Genomic DNA, 18421 nt, shown 5'->3' with positions numbered 1-18421 from the left:
TGCTACCTTAGGTCAGCGCATCCCGGCGCGGCGCCGAGCATCAGCCCCGGGCCGCGTCGCGGCGGTAGCGCCAGACGACGAGAGCCGCCAGCGCGAGCGTCCACAGGGCGAGGACGATCGCCGGCGTCAGCGCGTCACCGCTCTGCAGGGCGCCGAGCTGGCCCACCCGGTTGAGCCAGTAGGACGGCACCGCCTTGGCGACGTCGGCGACCCAGGCGGGGAAGATCTGCAGCGGGATCCACAGACCGCCGAGGATGGCCATTCCCATGAACACGACCATGAACAGCGGCTGTGCGAACTCCGGCTTCGCGAACTGCCCGATCACGATGCCGAGCAGCGCGAACGGGACCACGCCGCACCAGACGGCGAGACCCGCGAGCACCCAGCTCCCCGCCGCGAGGTCGGGATGGAACAGCACGAGCGAGGCGACGATGATGAGGAGGATGCTGAACAGGGCCAGCGCGAGGGCGGCCACGACCTTCGAGACGAGGTAGCCCGTGCCGCTGAGCGGCGTGATGCGCAGCTGACGGTTCCAGCCGATCGAGCGCTCGGTCACGATCTGGAACGCCTGCGACAGCGCCGCCATCATCCCGCCGTAAGCCGCCACCTGGATGGTGGTGACCACGACCCACGGAAGGTGCGTGGACGCATCCACTTGACCGGAGCCTCCGTAACTGCCGCCGAAGGCGATCAGCATGATCAGGGGCACGGCGACGGTGAACACGATGGCGCGGGCGTTCTTCAGCTGACGGAGGGAATCGCGCCCCAGGTATGCGATGGTCATGAGAGGGCTCCTTCGGTGGCGCGTGTCTCGGTGAGGGCGAGGAACGCCTCGTCCATGGTGTGCACTGTCACTTCGATGTCGTGGAGGTCGTGGATGTCGTGCTCGGCGAGGAGGGCGCGCAGCGTGGCGTCGGAGTCGTCGCTCACGAGCGTCACCCGGTCTCCGCGCCGGTCGGCCGTGCGGACGCCCGGAAGGGCGGCGAGAGCGGCCTGGCTCTCGGGGGTCGCCGCGAACCGGGCGGTGGCGCGGATGCGGCGGCCGGAGACGACGGCCTTCACCTCGGCGGGCGTCCCGTCGGCGACGATTCGGCCCCGCGCCATCATGACGATGCGGTCCGCGTGCTCGTCCGCCTCGTCCAGGTAGTGGGTGGCGAAGACGACGGTGCGGCCCGCCTCCGTGAACTCGCGCATGGAGCGCCAGAAGGTGCGCCGCGCCTCCACATCCATCGCGGCGGTGGGCTCGTCGAGGAAGAGGAGGTCGGGGTCGGAGACGACGGCCACCGCGAACCGGGCGCGCTGCAGCTGGCCGCCGGAGAGCTTGGAGACCCGCTGCCGCGCGATCTCGGTGCAGCGGGCGCGCTCGAGCGCCTCCGTCACGGTCAGCGGGTTGCGGTGGGCTGCGGCGACGAGGGCGACGGACTCCGCGACGGTGAGTGTCGGGAGCAGCGCGCCGCCCTGCAGCATCGCCCCCACCCGGCCCTCACGGATCGCGACGCGTGGCGCTGCGCCGAAGAGCTCTGCGCTTCCTGCCGTCGGCCGGGCGAGGCCCAGCGCCAGGTCGATGGTGGTCGATTTGCCGGCTCCGTTCGGGCCGAGAAGGGCGACGACTTCGCCCGGGCGGATGCTGAGGTCGACGCCGTCGACGGCCGTGAGCGCGCCGAAGCTCTTGCGCAGGCCGGTGAGGCGGATGGCGGGTTCATTCACGCCTCTCAGCGTGCCCGAACCCCGCACCGCGCCCCAGTGCGCCTGTCAGCATCCGTCCATGACATTTGTCACGCCCCACCGTCGAGTCCGCACAGATTGCACGTCGCAGCGGCGCTGCGCGTGCAATCTGTGCGGACTCGACGGTGGGGCGTGAGGGGAGGGGGAGGTGCGGGTCAGGCGTAGGCGCCGGTGAGACGGACGGCGCCTCCGTCGACGCCCTTCGCGCCCTGCTCGAAGCCGGTCAGGTCGCGGGGCGCCGTCGAGACGGTCCCGGCGCGCCAGGTCGGGATGCCGTCGGCCGTGATCGCGGCGGCCACCGCGTCCGCCGCCTCGGGCGACACGACCGCGAACATCCCGATGCCGAGGTTCCAGGTGCCTTCCGCCGACTCCAGTGAGCTTCCGGCGAGGTCGCTCAGGATGCGGAACACCGGCGTCGGCGTCCAGGTCGAGCGCTCGACCTCCACCCAGGACCCGACGGGGAGGACGCGGGCGAGGTTCGCGGCGATCCCGCCACCCGTGACATGGCTGAGCGAGTGGATGGCGCCGCCGAGGGAGGCATCCTGGAGCACGCGCAGCAGCGGTGCCGTGTAGAGCCGGGTCGGCTCGAGCAGCGCCTCCCCGACCACGCCGCCGAACTCGGCCGAGTGGTCGGTGAATCCCACGCCGCGCGCCGCGAGGATGTGGCGCACCAGCGAGAAGCCGTTGGAGTGCAGGCCGGAGGACGCGAGGGCGAGCACCACATCCCCGTCGCGGACGCGGTCGGCGCCGAGCACCGCATCCGCTTCGACCGCTCCGACCGCAGCGCCGGCGACGTCGTAGTCGTCGGGACCGAGGAGGCCGGGATGCTCCGCCGTCTCGCCGCCGACGAGCGCCGTGCCGGTCTGGGCGCAGGCCCGGGCGATTCCCTCGACGATCGCGGCGATGCGCTCGGGGACGACCCGGCCGCACGCGATGTAGTCGGTCATGAACAGCGGCCGGGCGCCCACCACGACGATGTCGTCGACGACCATCCCGACCAGGTCCTGACCGATCGTGTCGTGCTTGTCGAGCGCCTGCGCGATGGCGACCTTGGTGCCGACGCCGTCGGTGGAGGTCGCGAGCAGCGGATGGCGGAAGTCCTTCAGGACCGATACGTCGAACAGGCCGGCGAAGCCGCCCACGCCGCCCAGCACCTCAGGACCGTGCGTGCGCCCGACGGCCGCCTTCATGAGTTCGACGGCCCGGTCGCCGGCCGCGGTGTCGACGCCGGCTGCGGCGTAGGAGGCGGACGAGGAGGCGCTGGAGTCGGTCACCGGTCCATCGTATCGGGGCCGGTCACTCCTGTCGGGCGGGGTCCCCGTAGGAGAGGAGCGGCTCGAACTCGGAGTCCGGGCCGGGCTCGCACCCGTCGGAGGTGGGGCCGGAGCCGTCGTCCGTGGCGGCGAGGTCCGGCCGCTCCAGCAGGTTCTTGCCCAGGTGGTGCGCGTCCGGCAGCTCGATCGGGTAGACGCCCGTGAAGCACGCCGTGCAGAGGCGCTCGCGCGGCTGCTCCGTGGCGGCGATCATGCCGTCCTCGGAGAGGTAGCCGAGGCTGTCGGCACCGATGGACTGGCGCACCTCCTCGACCCCCAGCCCGGTCGCGATGAGTTCGGCGCGGGAGGCGAAGTCGATGCCGTAGAAGCACGGCCAGGTGATCGGCGGGCTGGAGATGCGCACGTGCACCTCGGCGGCGCCGGCCTCTCGCAGCATGGACACCAGGGCGCGCTGCGTGTTCCCTCGGACGATCGAGTCGTCCACGACGATCAGGCGCTTGCCCTTGATGACCTCCTTCAGCGGATTGAGCTTCAGCTTGATGCCCCGCTGGCGGATGGTCTGCGACGGCTGGATGAACGTCCGGCCCACGTAGGAGTTCTTCACCAGGCCCTGCCCGAACGGGATGCCGGACGCCTGGGCGTACCCGATGGCGGCGGGTGTCCCGGACTCGGGCGTCGGGATGACGAGGTCGGCATCCACCTCGTGCTCGCGCGCCAGCCGGCGTCCCATCTCGACGCGCGCCTCGTAGACGCCGCGACCGGCGATCGTCGTGTCCGGACGCGCCAGGTACACGTACTCGAAGACGCAACCGGCGCGCTTCTCCTCCGCGAAGCGCTGGCTGCGCAGGCCGTTCTCGTCGATGGCGATGAGCTCGCCCGGCTCGACCTCGCGTACGAAGCTCGCGCCCACGATGTCCAGGGCCGCCGTCTCGGAGGCGACCACCCAGCCGCGCTCCAGGCGGCCGAGCACGAGCGGACGGACGCCCTGCGGGTCGCGCGCGGCGTACAGGGTGTGCTCGTCCATGAAGACCAGGCAGAACGCTCCGCGCAGTCGCGGGAGCACCTCCAGTGCCGTCGCCTCGAGGGTGTGGTCGAGGTCGCCGCGGAGCAGCGCGGTCACGACCGCGGTGTCGGTCGTGTTCCCGCGGGAGAGCTCGCCGTCGTGCTCGGGGTAGCGCTCGTGGACGAGCTGCATCAGCTCGGCCGTGTTCGTCAGATTGCCGTTGTGGCCGAGGGCGACGGTGCCGCTCGCCGTGGAGCCGAGGGTGGGCTGCGCGTTCTGCCAGCTGGATGCGCCGGTCGTCGAGTAGCGCGTGTGCCCGACCGCGATGTGGCCGGGCAGCGAGTTCAGGGCGTTCTCGTTGAAGACCTGGGAGACGAGCCCCATGTCTTTGTAGATGAGGATCTTGTCGCCGTCGCTGGTCGCGATGCCGGCCGACTCCTGCCCGCGGTGCTGCAGCGCGTACAGACCGAAGTAGCTGAGCTTGGCGACCTCCTCGCCGGGGGCCCAGACGCCGAAGACTCCGCAGGCGTCCTGCGGCCCCTTCTCTCCGGGAAGCAGATCGTGACTGAGAAGACCGTCGCCTGCGGCCACAGCGGACCCCTTTCAGGATGTCGGGATGTTCAGCTCTCGGTGCTGCCCGGGTTGTTCGAAGTGCTCTGACTGCTCTGGTCGCCGGGCTCCGGCTGCGAACCCTCTCGCCGCGCAGGCGGCGAACCGGGCTCGGGGACGCGCACGTCGATTCTATCCGCCTGGACGGTGCGCGCTCGACGGGCGGTCGCGCGGTCGAGCACCAGCGCCACCACGGCGCCGAGGGCGACGCCGATGGTCGCGCAGATCGCGAGCAGGAAGCCGAAGACGCTTCCCCGGTCGTAGGTCGGGTTCTCCGGGAAGGAGTAGGTGAGGATGAGCGCGACGATGGCGAACAGCACGGCGCCGGCGATCATGAACCGGAAGTACCGCGGCGAGCGCCGCACCCGCACCTGTGCGGAGGTGACGATCTCCTCGGACGCCTGCTCGGGCGCCGGCTCCGCGGCTGCCGGCTCCGCGGCTGCCGGCTCCTCGGGCGCCGGCTCCGCGGCTGCCTGCTCCTCGTCGGAGGACGGCTGCTCGGGGGTGTCGGTCATGCGTCCCATTCTCCCAGATCGAAACTGAGCGGGCGTCGGGCGTCATGCACGCCGATCGACGTCGTCTGAAGAGGTATGAGCCCTCCTCTCGGCGCGAGCCGCGCATCCCGAACGTCGGTCATCCTCGTCGCAGCCGGGGCGGCAGCGTTCGGGTCACTGATGGTGACGGCCGCTGTGGTGGCCGTGCTCTTCGGCGTGCAGCCGTGAGCGCCGCGACCCGGTAGCACAGACTCGGTAGCGCAGACCCGGTAGCGCAGGCCCAGTAGCGCAGACTCGGTAGCCCAGACTCAGTAGCGCAACGGGACGAGTCCCTCCAGAGAGGCCCGCTGGCCGGAGGCGTGGATTCTGCCCGAGGCGACGCCCTCCTCCCAGGTCGTTCCGCCGGAGGCCAGCGACAGCCACGTGGCGGCGTCGGTCTCGATGACGTTCGGCGGCGTCCCTCGGGTGTGCCGCGGTCCGGGGATGCACTGCACGGCGCCGAACGGCGGCACGCGCACCTCGACGGTGTTGCCGGGCGCCCGCTCCGCGAGCAGTTGCAGCAGGTACCGAACCGCCGTCGCCGTAGTCTCCCGGTCGGCTCCTCCCGCCACCGCCGCCCGCGTCGCCGGACCGCCGACCTCGTCCGGGATCTTCGCTCTGGCCATGCGTCCCATCCTGCCACCGGGCCGGCCGGAGGCGCCCTGCGGCCGGAGCCGCGCATCCCCTCCCTCTAGCATGGTGGCGTGAAGATTCTCGTCCTCGGTTCCGGTGCCCGTGAGCACGCCATCATCACCGCGCTGCTCGCCGAGGAGGCCGGCCACGACATCGTCGCCGCCCCCGGCAACGCCGGCATCGCCCAGGAGGTGCGGGTGGATGCGACCCTCGATCCGCTCGACGGTGTCGCCGTCACCGAGTACGCGATCGAGAACGGCATCGAGCTGGTCGTGATCGGACCGGAAGCGCCGCTCGTCGCCGGCGTCGCCGATCCTCTGCGGACACGCGGCATCCCGGTGTTCGGGCCGGGCAAGGCCGCCGCCCAGCTCGAGGGATCGAAAGCCTTCGCGAAGCGCATCATGGATGCGGCCGGCGTCCCGACCGGGCGGGCCGTCCGCGCCGAGACGCTCGCCGAGGCGGAGGAGGCGCTGGACGACTTCGGAGCGCCGTACGTCGTGAAGGCGGATGGTCTCGCGGCAGGCAAAGGCGTACTGGTGACCGAGGACCGCGACGCGGCGGTCGAGCACGCCACGCACTGGCTGCGTCACGGCGGGGTGCTCGTCGAGGAGTTCCTCGACGGCCAGGAGGTGTCGCTGTTCCTCTTCAGCGACGGCCACGACGTGCTCCCGTTGTCGCCGGCGCAGGACTACAAGCGGCTCCTCGACGGGGATGCGGGACCGAACACCGGCGGGATGGGCGCCTACTCGCCGCTGCCGTGGCTGCCGGACGGTTTCGTGGACGAGGTCATCGAGACGATCGCCCTCCCGACGGTGCGCACGATGGCCCGCGAGCAGACGCCGTTCATCGGGCTGCTCTACTGCGGACTGATCCTGACCGAGCGGGGCATCCGCGTGATCGAGTTCAACGCCCGATTCGGCGACCCGGAGACGCAGGTCGTGCTCCCCCGGCTCGTCACGCCCCTGTCCACGCTGCTGTTCGCAGCATCGACGGGCGGGCTCGGGCGGCTGCCGCGTCCCGAGTTCGCACTGGACACCGCGGTGACCGTCGTCCTGGCGAGCGAGGGCTATCCCGAGGCTCCGCAGACGGGCCGGGCGATCACGGGCCTCGAGGAGGCCGCCGCCGTACCGGAGGTGACCATAGCGCACGCCGCGACCGCGCGCGACGATGCGACGGGCGCCCTCCTGGCGACCGGCGGACGCGTCCTCTCCGTGGTCGCTCGCGGCACCGGCTTCGCCGAGGCGCGCTCACGCGCCTACGAAGCCCTCGCACACATCCACCTCGAGGGCGCCCACTACCGCACCGACATCGCCGCCCGGGTCTCCTAGCCCTCCCCTCCATCGAGTACACGAAGACTGCACGCTTCAGCGGCGTGTCGCGTGCAGTCTTCGTGTACTCGATGGAGGGACGAAAGTTCTTAGGGGAGGAGCCGGGCGAGGAAGGGGTTGCGGAACCGGCCGTCGGGGTCGAAGCGCGCGGCGAGAGCGGCGAAGTCGGCGAGGCGCGGATAGAGCGAGGGGACGACGCCCTCGCGATCGAGGTACAGCTTGCCCCAGTGCGGGCGCGCGCCGAGCGGGAGGAGCGCGGCCTCGACCTGCGGGAGCACCGCCTCCACGCCGGCCTGGTCGCGCACCCAGGTGAAGTGGAGGCCGACGACGTCGGTCCCGTACGAGCTCGACAGCCAGAGGTCGTCGGCGGCGACCGTGCGGATCTCGGTGATCTGCAGCAGGGGCGCGACCAGCGGCGCGAGCGCACGGACCGCCTCGATCGCCTCCACGGCCCGTGACCTCGGCACCAGGTACTCGGACTGGATCTCCTCGCCGTTGGAGGGTGTGAACTCGAACCGGAAGTGCGCGAGCCGCTCACTCCACGGGCCGGCCACACCCAGCTGTTCCGTGGTGTTCCGCACATCCATCGTGGGGATCATGTGCCGCGCCTCGGTCAGAGCCGGCGCACCGAAGAAGTCGTCCTCGATCGCGGATTCCGCTCCGTCGAGCTCTTTGAGCCAGGCGAGGGACACCGACGGCTCGTCCCAGGTCGTGAAGAGGCTCACGCTGTACGCGGCGGATGTGAGCTCGTCGAGCCGGCCGAGCACCGCATCCCATGGCACTCCGCCGAACAAGCGCTGACGCGCGTCGAACGTCGGACGGATCTCGAGGGTCACCTCGGTCACCACGCCGAGCGCGCCGAGTCCGACGACGGCGCCGTCGAACCCCTCGTCGCCGCGGCGCAGGTCCACGAGCTCGCCGGAACCGTTCAGGATGCGCAACCCGGCGACCGCCGTGGCCAGGTTGCCATTGCGGTCACCCGAGCCGTGGGTGGCCGTGGCGATCGCACCGGCGACCGAGATGTGCGGGAGTGAGGCGAGGTTGTGCAGCGCCCATCCCGCCTCCTGCAGTTCGCGGGCGAGGTCTCCGTAGCGGACGCCTCCTCCGACCGTGACCGTGCGCGACGCCTCGTCGATCCGGACGGTGCCGGGCAGTCCCGCGGTGCTGACGAGCAGCCCCGGCGTGTCCGCCAGGTCGTTGAACGAGTGCCTGCTGCCCAGCGCCCGGACCGCCGGAGCACCGACGACCAGTTCGCGCAGCTCCTCGACCGTTTCCGGCCGCGCGATGCGCCCCGCTCGATACTCGTAATTGCCTGCCCAGTTCATCTCAGCCATCGCGGTCCTCCTCGATCCGTCCTCGCCCGGCGGCGCTCCGCGCCGGCCGACCCTCCATTCTAGGAATGTGACCGTGAACATCCACGCTGGCGCGTCCGTCTGGAGCTACTGCATATCGCCGATGGCGACCCGCGCAGTATGGTGCCCGTGACGATCGGATGCGACCGCCGGGAAGGGGCAGTGATGGCCGAGTTCGAGTACGGTCCGGCAGAGTTCCTGTTCGCCCGGTTCGACGGCGACCGACCGTCGGAGGGCGTGGTCCGGGCGATCGCCGAGCTGCTGGATACGGGGACGATCCGGCTGCTCGACTTAGTGATCGTCCGGCGCCACGACGATGGGCGCGTCGAGATCGTCGAGCCGGCAGAGCTGGGCGACGACCTCGGCTTCGCCGACCTTCCGGTCGAGGCCTCGGGTCTCGCCGCCGAGGAGGATGCGAAGCAGATCGCCGAGTTCCTGGATCCCGGCTCGGCCGGGGCCATCCTCGTCCTCGAACATGTCTGGGCGAGACAGTTGTCGAGCCGCTTCTTCGAGGCGGGCGGCATGGTGCTGCTGAGCGAGCGCATCCCGGCTCCTGTCGTGAACGCGGTGGTGGCGGACGCGTACTACGAGCTCGACACCGACGAGAGTTGAGGAGGACGATCATGTCACCGTTCCGGCGAGGCGGACGACCCGGGCTGATCGGCATGGCCGCGGGCACAGCGGTCGTCGCCGGCACAGCGACCGCGGTGTCCGGGAACGTGCAGCGCCGCCAGAACGAGCATGCGCAGGCGGACGCGCAGCAACAGGCGGCCGCGCAGCAACAGGCGGAGCAAGCGGCGGCCGCGCAACAGGCGGCGGCACAGCAACAGGCACAGCAGGCGGCGGCTCCTGCGCCACCCGCAGCATCCCCGGGGAACGACCTCACCTCCCAGCTCCAGCAGCTCGCCACCCTGCACGCCCAGGGGGTGCTCACCGAGGCCGAGTTCACGGCGGCCAAGACACGACTGCTCGCGTAGCCGCCGGCACGCCTCCCCCTACGATGGACGGGTGAGCGAACTTCCGGGATGGGTCCACGTGTATTCGGGGAAGGTGCGGGACCTCTTCGTCCCGGCCGGCGCGAGCGGTCTTGCCGACACGGACAGCGTGCTCGTCGTCGCCAGCGACCGCGTGAGCGCCTTCGATCACGTGCTCGAGCCCGGCATCCCGGGGAAGGGCGAACTGCTCACGACCCTGAGCCTGTGGTGGTTCGACCGGCTGGACGATGTGCCGAACCACCTCATCCCGGACCACGCCCTCGTCGGCGATCGTGTCGTGGAGCGGATCCCGGAGGAGGTCTCCGGCCGGTCCATGCTGGTGAAGCCGCTCGACATGTTCCCCATCGAATGCGTCGTGCGCGGCTACCTGACCGGCAGTGGATGGGCGGAGTACCGGGAGTCGCAGAGCGTCTGCGGCATCCCGCTGCCGTCGGGCCTGCGCAACGGCGACCGGCTGCCGGAGCCGATCTACACCCCTGCCTGGAAGGCTCCACTCGGCCGGCACGACGAGAACATCAGCTTCGAGCGCACCATCGAGCTGGTCGGCCCCGACGTGGCGGAGGAGCTGCGGCGGCTGTCGCTGCACGTCTACCGGCGCGGCGCCTCCATCGCCGAGGCTCGCGGGGTCATCATCGCCGACACGAAGTTCGAGTTCGGCGCCGACCGGGTCACGGGCGAGATCACGCTCGCCGACGAGGTGCTGACCAGCGACTCGAGCCGGTACTGGGACGCCGCCGCGTACGCGGCGGGCGAGACCCCCGAGGAGCGGATGGCCAGCTTCGACAAGCAGATCGTGCGCGACTGGCTGGCCGCGAACTGGGACAGGGCGGGCACGCCGCCCGAGCTGCCGGCGGACATCGTTGCTCGGACGGCTGCCCGGTACCGCGAGCTGCTGGAGCGCCTCACCGGGGAGTGAGTCCGCGAGTAAGGCCGGCCGGCGGCCGATCCAGACCTCACCGGTGAAATAACGGCGACGCCGCGGCGGTTGATGCTGGTGTGCCCGAACTCCTCCCCGCAGACTCCACCATGGGCGCGGTCACTCTGCGCGTCGCCGATCTCGACCGGATGACGGCGTACTACCGCGACGCCGTCACCTTGCGGGTGCTCGCGGCCGAGGGCGGCCGGGTCATCCTCGGGCGCGGCACAACGCCGGCGGTCGTGCTGGAGTACGCGCCGGAGCTGAAGCACGCGGGTCCGGGCGAGGCGGGGCTGTTCCACACGGCGATCCTCTTCGACACGCAGGAGGCGCTGGCCGCCGCCGTGTACTCCGTCGCTCGCCGTGCGCCCGGCACGTTCACCGGAAGTGCGGACCACCTCGTCAGCACGGCCTTCTACTTCACCGATCCCGAGGGCAACGGCGTGGAGCTGTACTGGGATCGCGACCGCAGCCTCTGGAGCTGGACCCACGGGCAGGTCGAGATGGCGACACTGTTCCTCGACCCCAACGCCTTCCTCTCCGAGCACCTGACCGAGCGCGGTGCCGCCCTCGCCGAGCCCGGGACCGACGAGCTCCCGGTATTCGGCGATGCAGCCGTCGGCCATGTGCACCTGTCGGTGGGCGACGTGGAGACGGCGCGCGCGTTCTATGTGGATCGCCTCGGCTTCGCAGCGACGGCCGCGCTCGGCGGTTCTGCGCTGTTCGTGAGTGCCGGCGGATACCACCACCACATGGCGATGAACACGTGGAACAGCCGAGGCGCCGGCCGTCGGCGGCTTGCGCTCGGCCTCGGTCAGGTCGAGATCCGGGTGCCCTCGGCCGACGACCTCGGCGCATTGGGCGAGAGGATGCGGCATTTCGGCGTGCAGACGCAGGACGACGGGCGCACGTTGGCCTTCGAGGACCCCTGGGCGAACGCGGTGCGCGTCGTCGCCTGACCTCGCCGGTGCGGACCGCTGCAGTGTCAGAGGTCGCTGGCAGGGTGATCGGACATCCGTCCACCGCCGCTCCAGGAGGCACCATGCAGTTCGCATCCATCCGCATCGTCACCGCAGACGTCGATCGTCTCGCTCGCTTCTACGAGGAGCTGACCGGCGTCCCCGCTGTGCGACCCGCGCCGGTGTTCGCACAGTTCGAGGTGGGCGGAGGGACCTTGGCGATCGGTGCCGTGGAGACCGTGGCCATGCTGGGCGAGGCTGCTCCGCGTCCCGCGTCGAACGACTCGGTCATCGTCGAGTTCCAGGTGGATGACGTGGATGCGGAGTTCTCGCGTCTCCAGCCGGAGGACGTGGTGCTTCCGCCGACGACGATGCCGTGGGGCAACCGCTCGACGCTCTTCCGCGATCCCGACGGCAACCTCGTCAACCTCTTCACCCGCCCCACACCCTGAGGGCCCCCACCGTCGAGTCCGCAGAGACTGACGGCGCGCGCGGCGTGTCGCGTGCAATCTCTGCGGACTCGGTGATGGGTGGGAGCCGACGGGGCGTCAGTCGGCGATGGGAGCGGCGTGCGCGCCGTGCCGCGGCTCGTCTCCGGGGCGGACCTCCGTCGACGGCGCTGCGTCCACTGCGTGCGAGCGGTGCGGAACGGCATCCACGGGGACGGGCGCGGCGTGCGAGCCGTGCGTGGTCGCCGTTGCGTCGGGGACGGCGGTGGAAACGCCGGCGGGGGCGTCGACCGCCGCAGGCGCACCGGCCGCCGCAGGCGCACCGACCGCCGCAGGCGCACCAGCCGCCGCAGGCGCACCGACCGCCGCAGGCGCACCGACGCCGGCGGGGGCGGCCCAAGCGCGCGGCTTCGGCCGCTCCCACCACACCACCACCAGTGCGCCGAGGAGCGCAACAGCGGCGGGCAGCAGGAGCGCCTCGGACATCGCCTGCGTGAAGCCGGCGTGCAGGAACTGCGGCAGCTCGGTCCCTGTGCTCGCGCCCGAGGGAGTCGCGCCACCCGGCAGCTTCGGGAGGTCGACGGCGAGGCGGCCCGAGATGAGGGCGGCGATGGATGCGCTGCCCAGCACCGCGCCGACCTGGCGCGTCGTGTTGAACACCCCGGAGCCCGCGCCCGCCTGGTTCATCGGCAGGTTCCGGGTCGTCGTCGTGGAGATCGGCCCCCAGACGCCCGACATGGCGATGCCGAGGATGCCGCTCGGGATGAGCAGCAGGAAGATGTTCACGTCCGGAGTCAGCATCCGCGAGTACAGGAACAGCGAGAACGCGAACAGCAGCAGCGCGGGCGTCGCGATGTTCCGCGGGTTGACCCTGTCGATCAGCTTGCCGACGAAGGGCGCCAGCACACCCGAGAAGACCGCCATCGGCGCGAGCATCAGGGCTGACTCCGTGGGGGTCAGGCCGCGCACCGTCTGGAAGTAGAAGACGAGCGGCAGTGCCATGCAGGTGACCGCGAATCCCACCGTGGTGATCGCGCCGTTGGACAGCGAGAAGTTGCGATCCCGGAACAGCGGGAGCGGCAGCAGGGGCTCCTTCTTGTTCCGCGCCTGCCAGACGACGAAGGCGGCGAGCACGACGAGGCCGGCGATGATGAGGCCCCACACCGAGATCGGGCCCCAGATGACGCCCCAGTCGTAGGTGCCGCCCTCCTGCAGGCCGAACACCAGCAGGAACATGCCGATCGCCGACAGGACCACACCCAGGATGTCGAAGCTGTGGGTGTGCGTCGGCAGCTTGGGTACGAGGCGCACGGCGAGGATGAATGCCACGATGCCGACGGGGACGTTGATGAAGAAGATCCACTCCCAGCCCAGGCTGTCGACGAGCACGCCGCCGAGCAGCGGGCCGATCAGTGTGGCGACGCCCGCCACGGCACCCCACAGGCCCATCGCCGCGCCGCGCCGGTCCGGCGGGAAGATACGGGTGATGACGGCCATCGTCTGCGGCGTCATCAGCGAGGCGCCGAGGCCCTGCACGACGCGCGCGGCGACCAGGAAGCCGATCTGGCCCGCGAAGCCGCACCAGGCCGAGGCGAGCGTGAAGATCACGAGGCCGACGAGGTACAGGTTCTTCGGGCCGAACCGGTCTCCCAGGCGTCCGGTGATGAGCAGCGGGACGGCGTAGGCGAGCAGGTAGGCACTCGTGACCCAGATGACGGCGTTGTAGTCGGTGCCGAGGTTCAGTCCCTTCATGATCGACGGGTTGGCGACGGACACGATGGTCGTGTCGATCAGGATCATGAAGAACCCGATGACGAGCGCCCAGAGGGCGGGCCACGGCTTCAGTTGGCGTTCCATGAGGTCTTCTCTCCGTGCGTGTCCTCGGACCAGGACACTACGCCTGCCTCGAGGTCTGCGATCAGGGTTTCCAGGATTTCCACGTCGGCCGCGGCGAGAGCTCGCTGGTAGCGCACATCCAGCCAGAATTTCGCGGGGAGTCCGCGCTCGGTCATGTGGGCGACCGCGTCATCCAGGATCGAGGTGTCGGCCCGGATGAGCGAGACGCGTTTGCGGAGCAGCGCGATCACGGTCTGGACCGGCAGGTTGTGCGCCTCACCGAGCCCGAGGGGGAACTCGGGGTACTCGTTGATGGGCGTGCCGATGATGTCGGTGATGCGCTCGCCGAGAGCGCTGGTCCCGCTGTCGGTGATCTCGTAAGTGGTCCGCTCCGGCCGATTGCCCTCCCGCTCGGTGCCGGTGGCGCGGACGAAGCCGTGCGCCTCCAGTCGATCCACCGTGTGGTAGAGCGACCCCGGACGCACCTTGACCAGCCGGTCCTCGGAGCGCTGCATGAGCGTCTGGTACATCTCGTAGGGATGCGAAGGACGCTCGGCGAGCAGCGCGAGCGCAGCGACGGCGAGTGGGGTGAGCGTTCGGGGTTCGGACATCTCTCTCGATCTCTCGTGGTTATTCCAGAAGGAATATACGACACGGGCTATTTCGCCGTCAAGCCAGATGGGGACGAAGGCGAGAGCGTTGAGTTCAACCGAGAGCGGGCACGTCACCTCTCCAAGGCGCGGTCCTCTTCGTCGCGAGCTGTCGTGCCCGGAGTGGCACCGGATTCGATCGCGCGGGCGGCGCCGGTGTGGTTGGTTCGCGTGCGTGCGATCTCGAGCACGCGTCCGCGGCACAGGAACCACCCGCCGATGAGCGCAGGGATTCCGATGACAACGAAGACGGCGACAGTCCATGTACCTGTCGGGTAGTCGAAGGCGATCAGGAGCAGGACCCCGGCGAGGTAGCACAGGGTCAGGACGGAGGTCAGCTGCGAGTACGGCATTCGGAACGCGGGACGCGTCAGCTTGCCTTCACGCGCCCACTGGACGAGGCGTCGCTGACAGAGGATGATCGTCCCCCAGCCGGCCACGATCCCGATCGCCGCCATATTGAGCACGATATCGAACGCCTCCGACGGCACGAGGAGGTTGAGGAGGACGCCGATGAGAGTGAAGGATGCGGTGAGCAGGATCCCGCCGTACGGCACCCCGTGCCGGTTCATCCGCCCGGTGAAGCGGGGCGCGGCCCCGCTCATCGACAGCGACCGCAGAATCCGACCGGTCGAATACAACCCGGCGTTCAGGCTCGACAGTGCGGCAGTGAGCACGACGAAATTCATGACCGAACCGGCGATCTCCCCGGCCTGAGGACTCCCGATCGATGAGAAGAAGGTGACGAATGGGCTTTGCCCTTTCGTGTACGCGGAGTAGGGAAGAAGGAGAGAAAGTAGAACGACCGAACCGACGTAGAAGATCGCGACACGGGCGATCACAGTGTTGACCGCGCGAGGGATGACAGCGCTCGGGTTCGTCGCCTCGCCCGCTGCCGTTCCGATGAGTTCGATCCCCGAGTACGCGAACACGACGCCCTGGACCACGAGCACGCTCGCCACGAGGCCGGCCGGGAAAATGCCGCCGTTGTCCTGCCACAGGGTGAGCCCCGTAGCCACCTCGCTCCCGTCGACGGTGGTGGGCCAGGCCGCCGCAAGGAACACGGTGCCGACGACCAGAAAACCCACCAGCGCCGCCACCTTGATCAGCGCGAACCAGAACTCCATCTCTCCGAAGAGCTTCACCGAGACCATGTTGAGGGCCAGGACGACGACAAGCGCGAGCAGTGCGAGCACCCATTGGGGAACCGACGTGAATGCTTTCCAGAACTGGACGTAGAGGGCGATCGCCGTCACGTCCGCGATCGCAGTCATCGCCCAGTTGAGGAAGTACAGCCACCCCGAGACGAAGGCGGCTTTCTCGCCGAGGAACTCGCGCGCGTAGGAGACCAGCGAGCCGGACGCGGGCCGGTGCAGGACGAGTTCGCCCAGCGCCCGGAGGATCAAGAAGGCGAACGCTCCGCAGACCACGTAGACGATGAACAGCGATGGGCCCGCGCTCGCGAGGCGACCACCGGCGCCCATGAACAGTCCGGTGCCGATGGCGCCGCCGATGGCGATCATCTGCACCTGCCGGGGCCTCAGAGCACGTTTGTACCCTGCCTGCTCGTCCGCGAAGTCGGTGCGGGATCCGTCGTTCTGTTCCATCGAAAACTCCTGTGAATTCTTGGGATGCGTGAGCTTGTGCGACCAGCAGCGGTCAGAGGAGCGCGAAGGCTTGCTTCACACCGTCGTTCAGCACCTGGCCATCGCGGACATTGAGCCCTCGCCTCAGGGCCGGGTCGTGGGCGAGCGCCGCCTCGACGCCGCGGTCGGCGATCCCGAGTACGTACGGCATCGTCGCGTTGGTGAGCGCCACTGTCGACGTCCGCGCCACAGAGCCCGGCATGTTCGCGACGCAGTAGAACGTGGATTCATGCACCGTGAACGTCGGAGCGTCATGCGTCGTGGGCCGGCTTCCCTCGAAGCATCCGCCCTGGTCGACCGCGACATCGACAAGGACGCTGCCGGGACGCATGTCGGCGACCATCTCGTCGATGACCAGCTTCGGCGCTGCCGCTCCTGGAATAAGTGCCGCGCCGACCACAAGGTCGGCCCGCTGTACGAGCTCGGCGATCGTGTAGGAGGTGCTCAGGGCCGTCTCGAGCCCAGGATGAGCCGCCTCCAGACGCCGCAGGAGCGGCACGTTGATGTCGACCACCGTCACGCGGGCACCGAGGCCGAGGCAGTTGACGGCGGCGTGTTCGCCCGCGACCCCTCCGCCGATGACGACCACCTCCGCTTTGCCGGCGCCCGCGACACCACCCATCAGGATTCCGCTTCCTCCGGCTGGAGCCATCAGCTGCGAGGCGCCGACATAGCCGGCGAGGCGGCCTGCGATCTCGCTCATCGGCGCCAGAAGCGGCAGGGCTCCATCAGCTGTCTGCACGGTTTCATAGGCGATGGCCGTAGCGCCGGATTCGAGCAACGCCCCGGTCAGGGCGCGGTTGGCTGCCAGATGCAGGTAAGTGAAGACCGTGAGGTCGGGACGCAGATAGTCGTACTCGGATGCGATCGGTTCCTTGACTTTGAGGAGGACATCCGCTGTGGCCCACACCTCGGCGGCATCGGCAACGAGCGTGGCGCCAGCCAGAGCGAATAGTTCGTCGCTGATCCCAGACCCGACCCCAGCACCGCGCTCGACACAGACGTGGTGTCCTCGCATCGACAACTCGTGAACACCCGGTGCGGTGATCGCTACTCGGTTCTCGTTGTTCTTGATTTCTTTGGGCACGCCTATGTGCATGTCGACTCCTTCGTCGTTTCACCGGGTGATGCTGGATGACCGAGGTCACGATGACGCGGCTTCATCCGTCGTTCGTCCTCGAACGGGGACTTGCGTACTCCTCACTCGCGCAAGGAGGGCGGTACCCGTCATTTACGTAGACGCGCGAATCTCCTCGACGTGACGCGTGGACGGGATTCTTTCGACCGGTAGCGTGGGAGCACAGGAAGGAGCCCCGATGCTCTTCGCACTCTCCGGCGGCCGGACGCCGCAGATCTCCGACGCGGCCTGGATCGCGCCGGGCGCCACGGTCGTGGGTGAGGTCACTCTCGAGCCGGGCGCGAGCGTCTGGTACGGAGCCGTGGTCCGCGCGGACAACGCACCCATCGTCATCGGCCGCGACTCCAACCTCCAGGACAACGTCTCGGCGCACGTGGATGCGGCGTTCCCTCTCACGGTCGGCGCGCGCGTCTCGGTCGGCCACAACGCCGTCCTGCACGGCTGCACGATCGACGACGACGTCCTGATCGGGATGAGCGCCACGGTCATGAACGGCGCGCGCGTCGGTGCGGGGTCGCTGGTCGCAGCCGGAGCGGTCGTCACCCAGGGCGCCGTCATCCCTCCCCGCTCGCTGGTCGCCGGCGTCCCGGCGAGGGTCCGCCGCGAACTGACGGACGAGGAGCTGCAGAGCATCGCCGAGAATGCCGCGGGATATCTGGACAAGATGGCCCAGCACCGGGACGCGATCGCGCTGGACTGAACCGGGGCAGCAGCGGTCGGCTGTCGCCGCCCGCGGGCCCGACTCCCGCCTCCCGGCAGCAGGCGTCAGCCGGCGTCGAGCATGGCCCGGTTGAGCGAGAGCACCTGGTCGGCGAACATCCGGGCTCCGCCCTGCGCGGGATGCCGCACCGCCGGCGCCTCGATGCCCGCCTCGGCGAGCGCCCCCTGCGCCTTCCGCCCGACGGCGACGACGGTCTCCACCCCGAGTGCCCGGATGAGCTCGAGCGCGACAGGGCCGCCCGCGCGCACCTCGGAGGACCGCGGCGTGCGGTTGCTCTGCGGCATGCCGGCCACGAAGGGATGGTGCGGATACACCGGCCACGACAGCGGCAGCGGCCCCTGCCAGGCGCTCATCGTCTCCCAGAACACCCGGCTCGAGGCCTCCCACGGTGCCTGCGGCGTCGCCGGCAGTTCGAGGCCGGGAAGCACGCCGGCCTCCGCCTCTCGCACAGACGTGAACGGGACACCGGTGACCGTCATGCCGCGCCAGCCCGGCGCCTCCCCCAGGAGCAGGACCGGCGAGTGGGGCACCGCCAGATAGCGGCGGAAGTTGCGCTCCCGGAGTCGTCCCAGCTCGTCGTCCCCGTAGAGCAGCTCGGCGTCGTCCGGGACCGGGACATCACGGATCATCTCGAAGAAGCGGTCGAACACCACC

The 18421-nt window shown here is 69.9% G+C and carries 20 protein-coding genes; 8 read left to right on the top strand and 12 right to left on the bottom strand.

Annotated elements, in window-relative coordinates; all coding sequences use genetic code 11:
- Positions 1-40 precede the first annotated feature (40 nt).
- From BM287_RS14280 to BM287_RS14260, 5 genes are all read right to left on the bottom strand, one after another.
- Positions 41-784, bottom strand: coding sequence for an ABC transporter permease (locus tag BM287_RS14280; RefSeq protein ID WP_090040727.1), 744 nt, complete (start codon positions 782-784; stop codon positions 41-43).
- Positions 781-1707: an ABC transporter ATP-binding protein gene (locus BM287_RS14275; protein ID WP_090040785.1), complete on the bottom strand. Its 927-nt coding sequence runs from the start codon at positions 1705-1707 to the stop codon at positions 781-783. The genes BM287_RS14280 and BM287_RS14275 overlap by 4 nt, the downstream gene beginning before the upstream one ends.
- Positions 1708-1880: 173 nt before the next feature.
- The gene (gene purM / locus BM287_RS14270) at positions 1881-2999 is read right to left on the bottom strand and encodes a phosphoribosylformylglycinamidine cyclo-ligase (RefSeq protein WP_090040729.1); all 1119 of its coding nucleotides are present in this window, start codon (positions 2997-2999) and stop codon (positions 1881-1883) included.
- 22 nt (positions 3000-3021) lie between these two features.
- Positions 3022-4593 carry an amidophosphoribosyltransferase gene (purF, locus tag BM287_RS14265; protein ID WP_090040731.1) on the bottom strand — a complete coding sequence of 524 codons (1572 nt, stop codon included), beginning with the start codon at positions 4591-4593 and terminating at the stop codon, positions 3022-3024.
- 29 nt (positions 4594-4622) lie between these two features.
- A complete protein-coding gene (locus tag BM287_RS14260) occupies positions 4623-5126 on the bottom strand; it encodes an MFS transporter (protein WP_244528320.1) in 504 nt (167 codons plus the stop codon).
- A 75-nt stretch (positions 5127-5201) separates the two neighbouring features.
- Between BM287_RS14260 and BM287_RS18230 the strand changes: the two genes are divergently transcribed.
- Positions 5202-5333 (top strand): hypothetical protein, encoded by a 132-nt coding sequence (locus BM287_RS18230; protein ID WP_280140955.1) that lies wholly within the window; start codon positions 5202-5204, stop codon positions 5331-5333.
- Between the two features lie 80 nt (positions 5334-5413).
- On the opposite strand, the gene BM287_RS14255 is transcribed toward BM287_RS18230, so the two are convergent.
- Positions 5414-5770, bottom strand: coding sequence for a sterol carrier family protein (locus BM287_RS14255; protein ID WP_090040733.1), 357 nt, complete (start codon positions 5768-5770; stop codon positions 5414-5416).
- 78 nt (positions 5771-5848) lie between these two features.
- On the opposite strand from BM287_RS14255, the gene purD reads away from it, so the two are divergent.
- A complete protein-coding gene (purD, locus tag BM287_RS14250) occupies positions 5849-7105 on the top strand; it encodes a phosphoribosylamine--glycine ligase (RefSeq protein WP_090040735.1) in 1257 nt (418 codons plus the stop codon).
- Positions 7106-7194: 89 nt separating this feature from the next.
- Here the strand turns inward: purD and BM287_RS14245 are convergent, their stop codons facing one another.
- Positions 7195-8439 carry an FAD-binding protein gene (locus BM287_RS14245; RefSeq protein WP_090040736.1) on the bottom strand — a complete coding sequence of 415 codons (1245 nt, stop codon included), beginning with the start codon at positions 8437-8439 and terminating at the stop codon, positions 7195-7197.
- 183 nt (positions 8440-8622) lie between these two features.
- Here BM287_RS14245 and BM287_RS14240 point away from each other — a divergent pair, with 183 nt between their 5' ends.
- From BM287_RS14240 to BM287_RS14220, 5 genes are all read left to right on the top strand, one after another.
- Positions 8623-9069, top strand: coding sequence for a DUF6325 family protein (locus tag BM287_RS14240; protein WP_090040738.1), 447 nt, complete (start codon positions 8623-8625; stop codon positions 9067-9069).
- Positions 9070-9080: 11 nt separating this feature from the next.
- A complete protein-coding gene (locus tag BM287_RS14235; RefSeq protein WP_090040740.1) occupies positions 9081-9434 on the top strand; it encodes an SHOCT domain-containing protein in 354 nt (117 codons plus the stop codon).
- Positions 9435-9465: 31 nt separating this feature from the next.
- Positions 9466-10368, top strand: coding sequence for a phosphoribosylaminoimidazolesuccinocarboxamide synthase (locus tag BM287_RS14230; protein WP_090040742.1), 903 nt, complete (start codon positions 9466-9468; stop codon positions 10366-10368).
- A gap of 110 nt (positions 10369-10478) precedes the next feature.
- Positions 10479-11327, top strand: a complete 849-nt coding sequence (locus BM287_RS14225) for a VOC family protein (RefSeq protein ID WP_090040787.1) — start codon at positions 10479-10481, stop codon at positions 11325-11327.
- An 83-nt stretch (positions 11328-11410) separates the two neighbouring features.
- Positions 11411-11779: a VOC family protein gene (locus tag BM287_RS14220; protein WP_090040744.1), complete on the top strand. Its 369-nt coding sequence runs from the start codon at positions 11411-11413 to the stop codon at positions 11777-11779.
- Between the two features lie 96 nt (positions 11780-11875).
- Here the strand turns inward: BM287_RS14220 and BM287_RS14215 are convergent, their stop codons facing one another.
- The 4 genes from BM287_RS14215 to ald form a co-directional block, all read right to left on the bottom strand.
- Complete coding sequence (locus tag BM287_RS14215; protein ID WP_090040746.1) at positions 11876-13633, bottom strand: DHA2 family efflux MFS transporter permease subunit; 1758 nt, start codon at positions 13631-13633, stop codon at positions 11876-11878.
- Positions 13618-14223, bottom strand: coding sequence for a PadR family transcriptional regulator (locus BM287_RS14210; protein ID WP_090040748.1), 606 nt, complete (start codon positions 14221-14223; stop codon positions 13618-13620). The genes BM287_RS14215 and BM287_RS14210 overlap by 16 nt, the downstream gene beginning before the upstream one ends.
- Positions 14224-14336: 113 nt before the next feature.
- Complete coding sequence (locus BM287_RS14205) at positions 14337-15869, bottom strand: amino acid permease (protein ID WP_090040749.1); 1533 nt, start codon at positions 15867-15869, stop codon at positions 14337-14339.
- Between the two features lie 52 nt (positions 15870-15921).
- Positions 15922-17007 (bottom strand): alanine dehydrogenase, encoded by a 1086-nt coding sequence (ald, locus tag BM287_RS14200; protein WP_090040751.1) that lies wholly within the window; start codon positions 17005-17007, stop codon positions 15922-15924.
- A gap of 217 nt (positions 17008-17224) precedes the next feature.
- On the opposite strand from ald, the gene BM287_RS14195 reads away from it, so the two are divergent.
- Positions 17225-17746 (top strand): gamma carbonic anhydrase family protein, encoded by a 522-nt coding sequence (locus BM287_RS14195; protein WP_090040753.1) that lies wholly within the window; start codon positions 17225-17227, stop codon positions 17744-17746.
- A gap of 65 nt (positions 17747-17811) precedes the next feature.
- Here the strand turns inward: BM287_RS14195 and BM287_RS14190 are convergent, their stop codons facing one another.
- On the bottom strand, positions 17812-18417 hold the full coding sequence (locus tag BM287_RS14190) for a uracil-DNA glycosylase (RefSeq protein WP_244528318.1): 606 nt from the start codon (positions 18415-18417) through the stop codon (positions 17812-17814).
- Between the last annotated feature and the right edge of the window lie 4 nt (positions 18418-18421).

Origin of the sequence: Leifsonia sp. CL147, from assembly GCF_900114565.1 — a bacterium.
In the GTDB taxonomy this organism is placed as follows: domain Bacteria; phylum Actinomycetota; class Actinomycetes; order Actinomycetales; family Microbacteriaceae; genus Leifsonia.
Note: the sequence above shows the minus strand (reverse complement) of the source record. Positions and strands in the feature narration are given on the sequence as shown.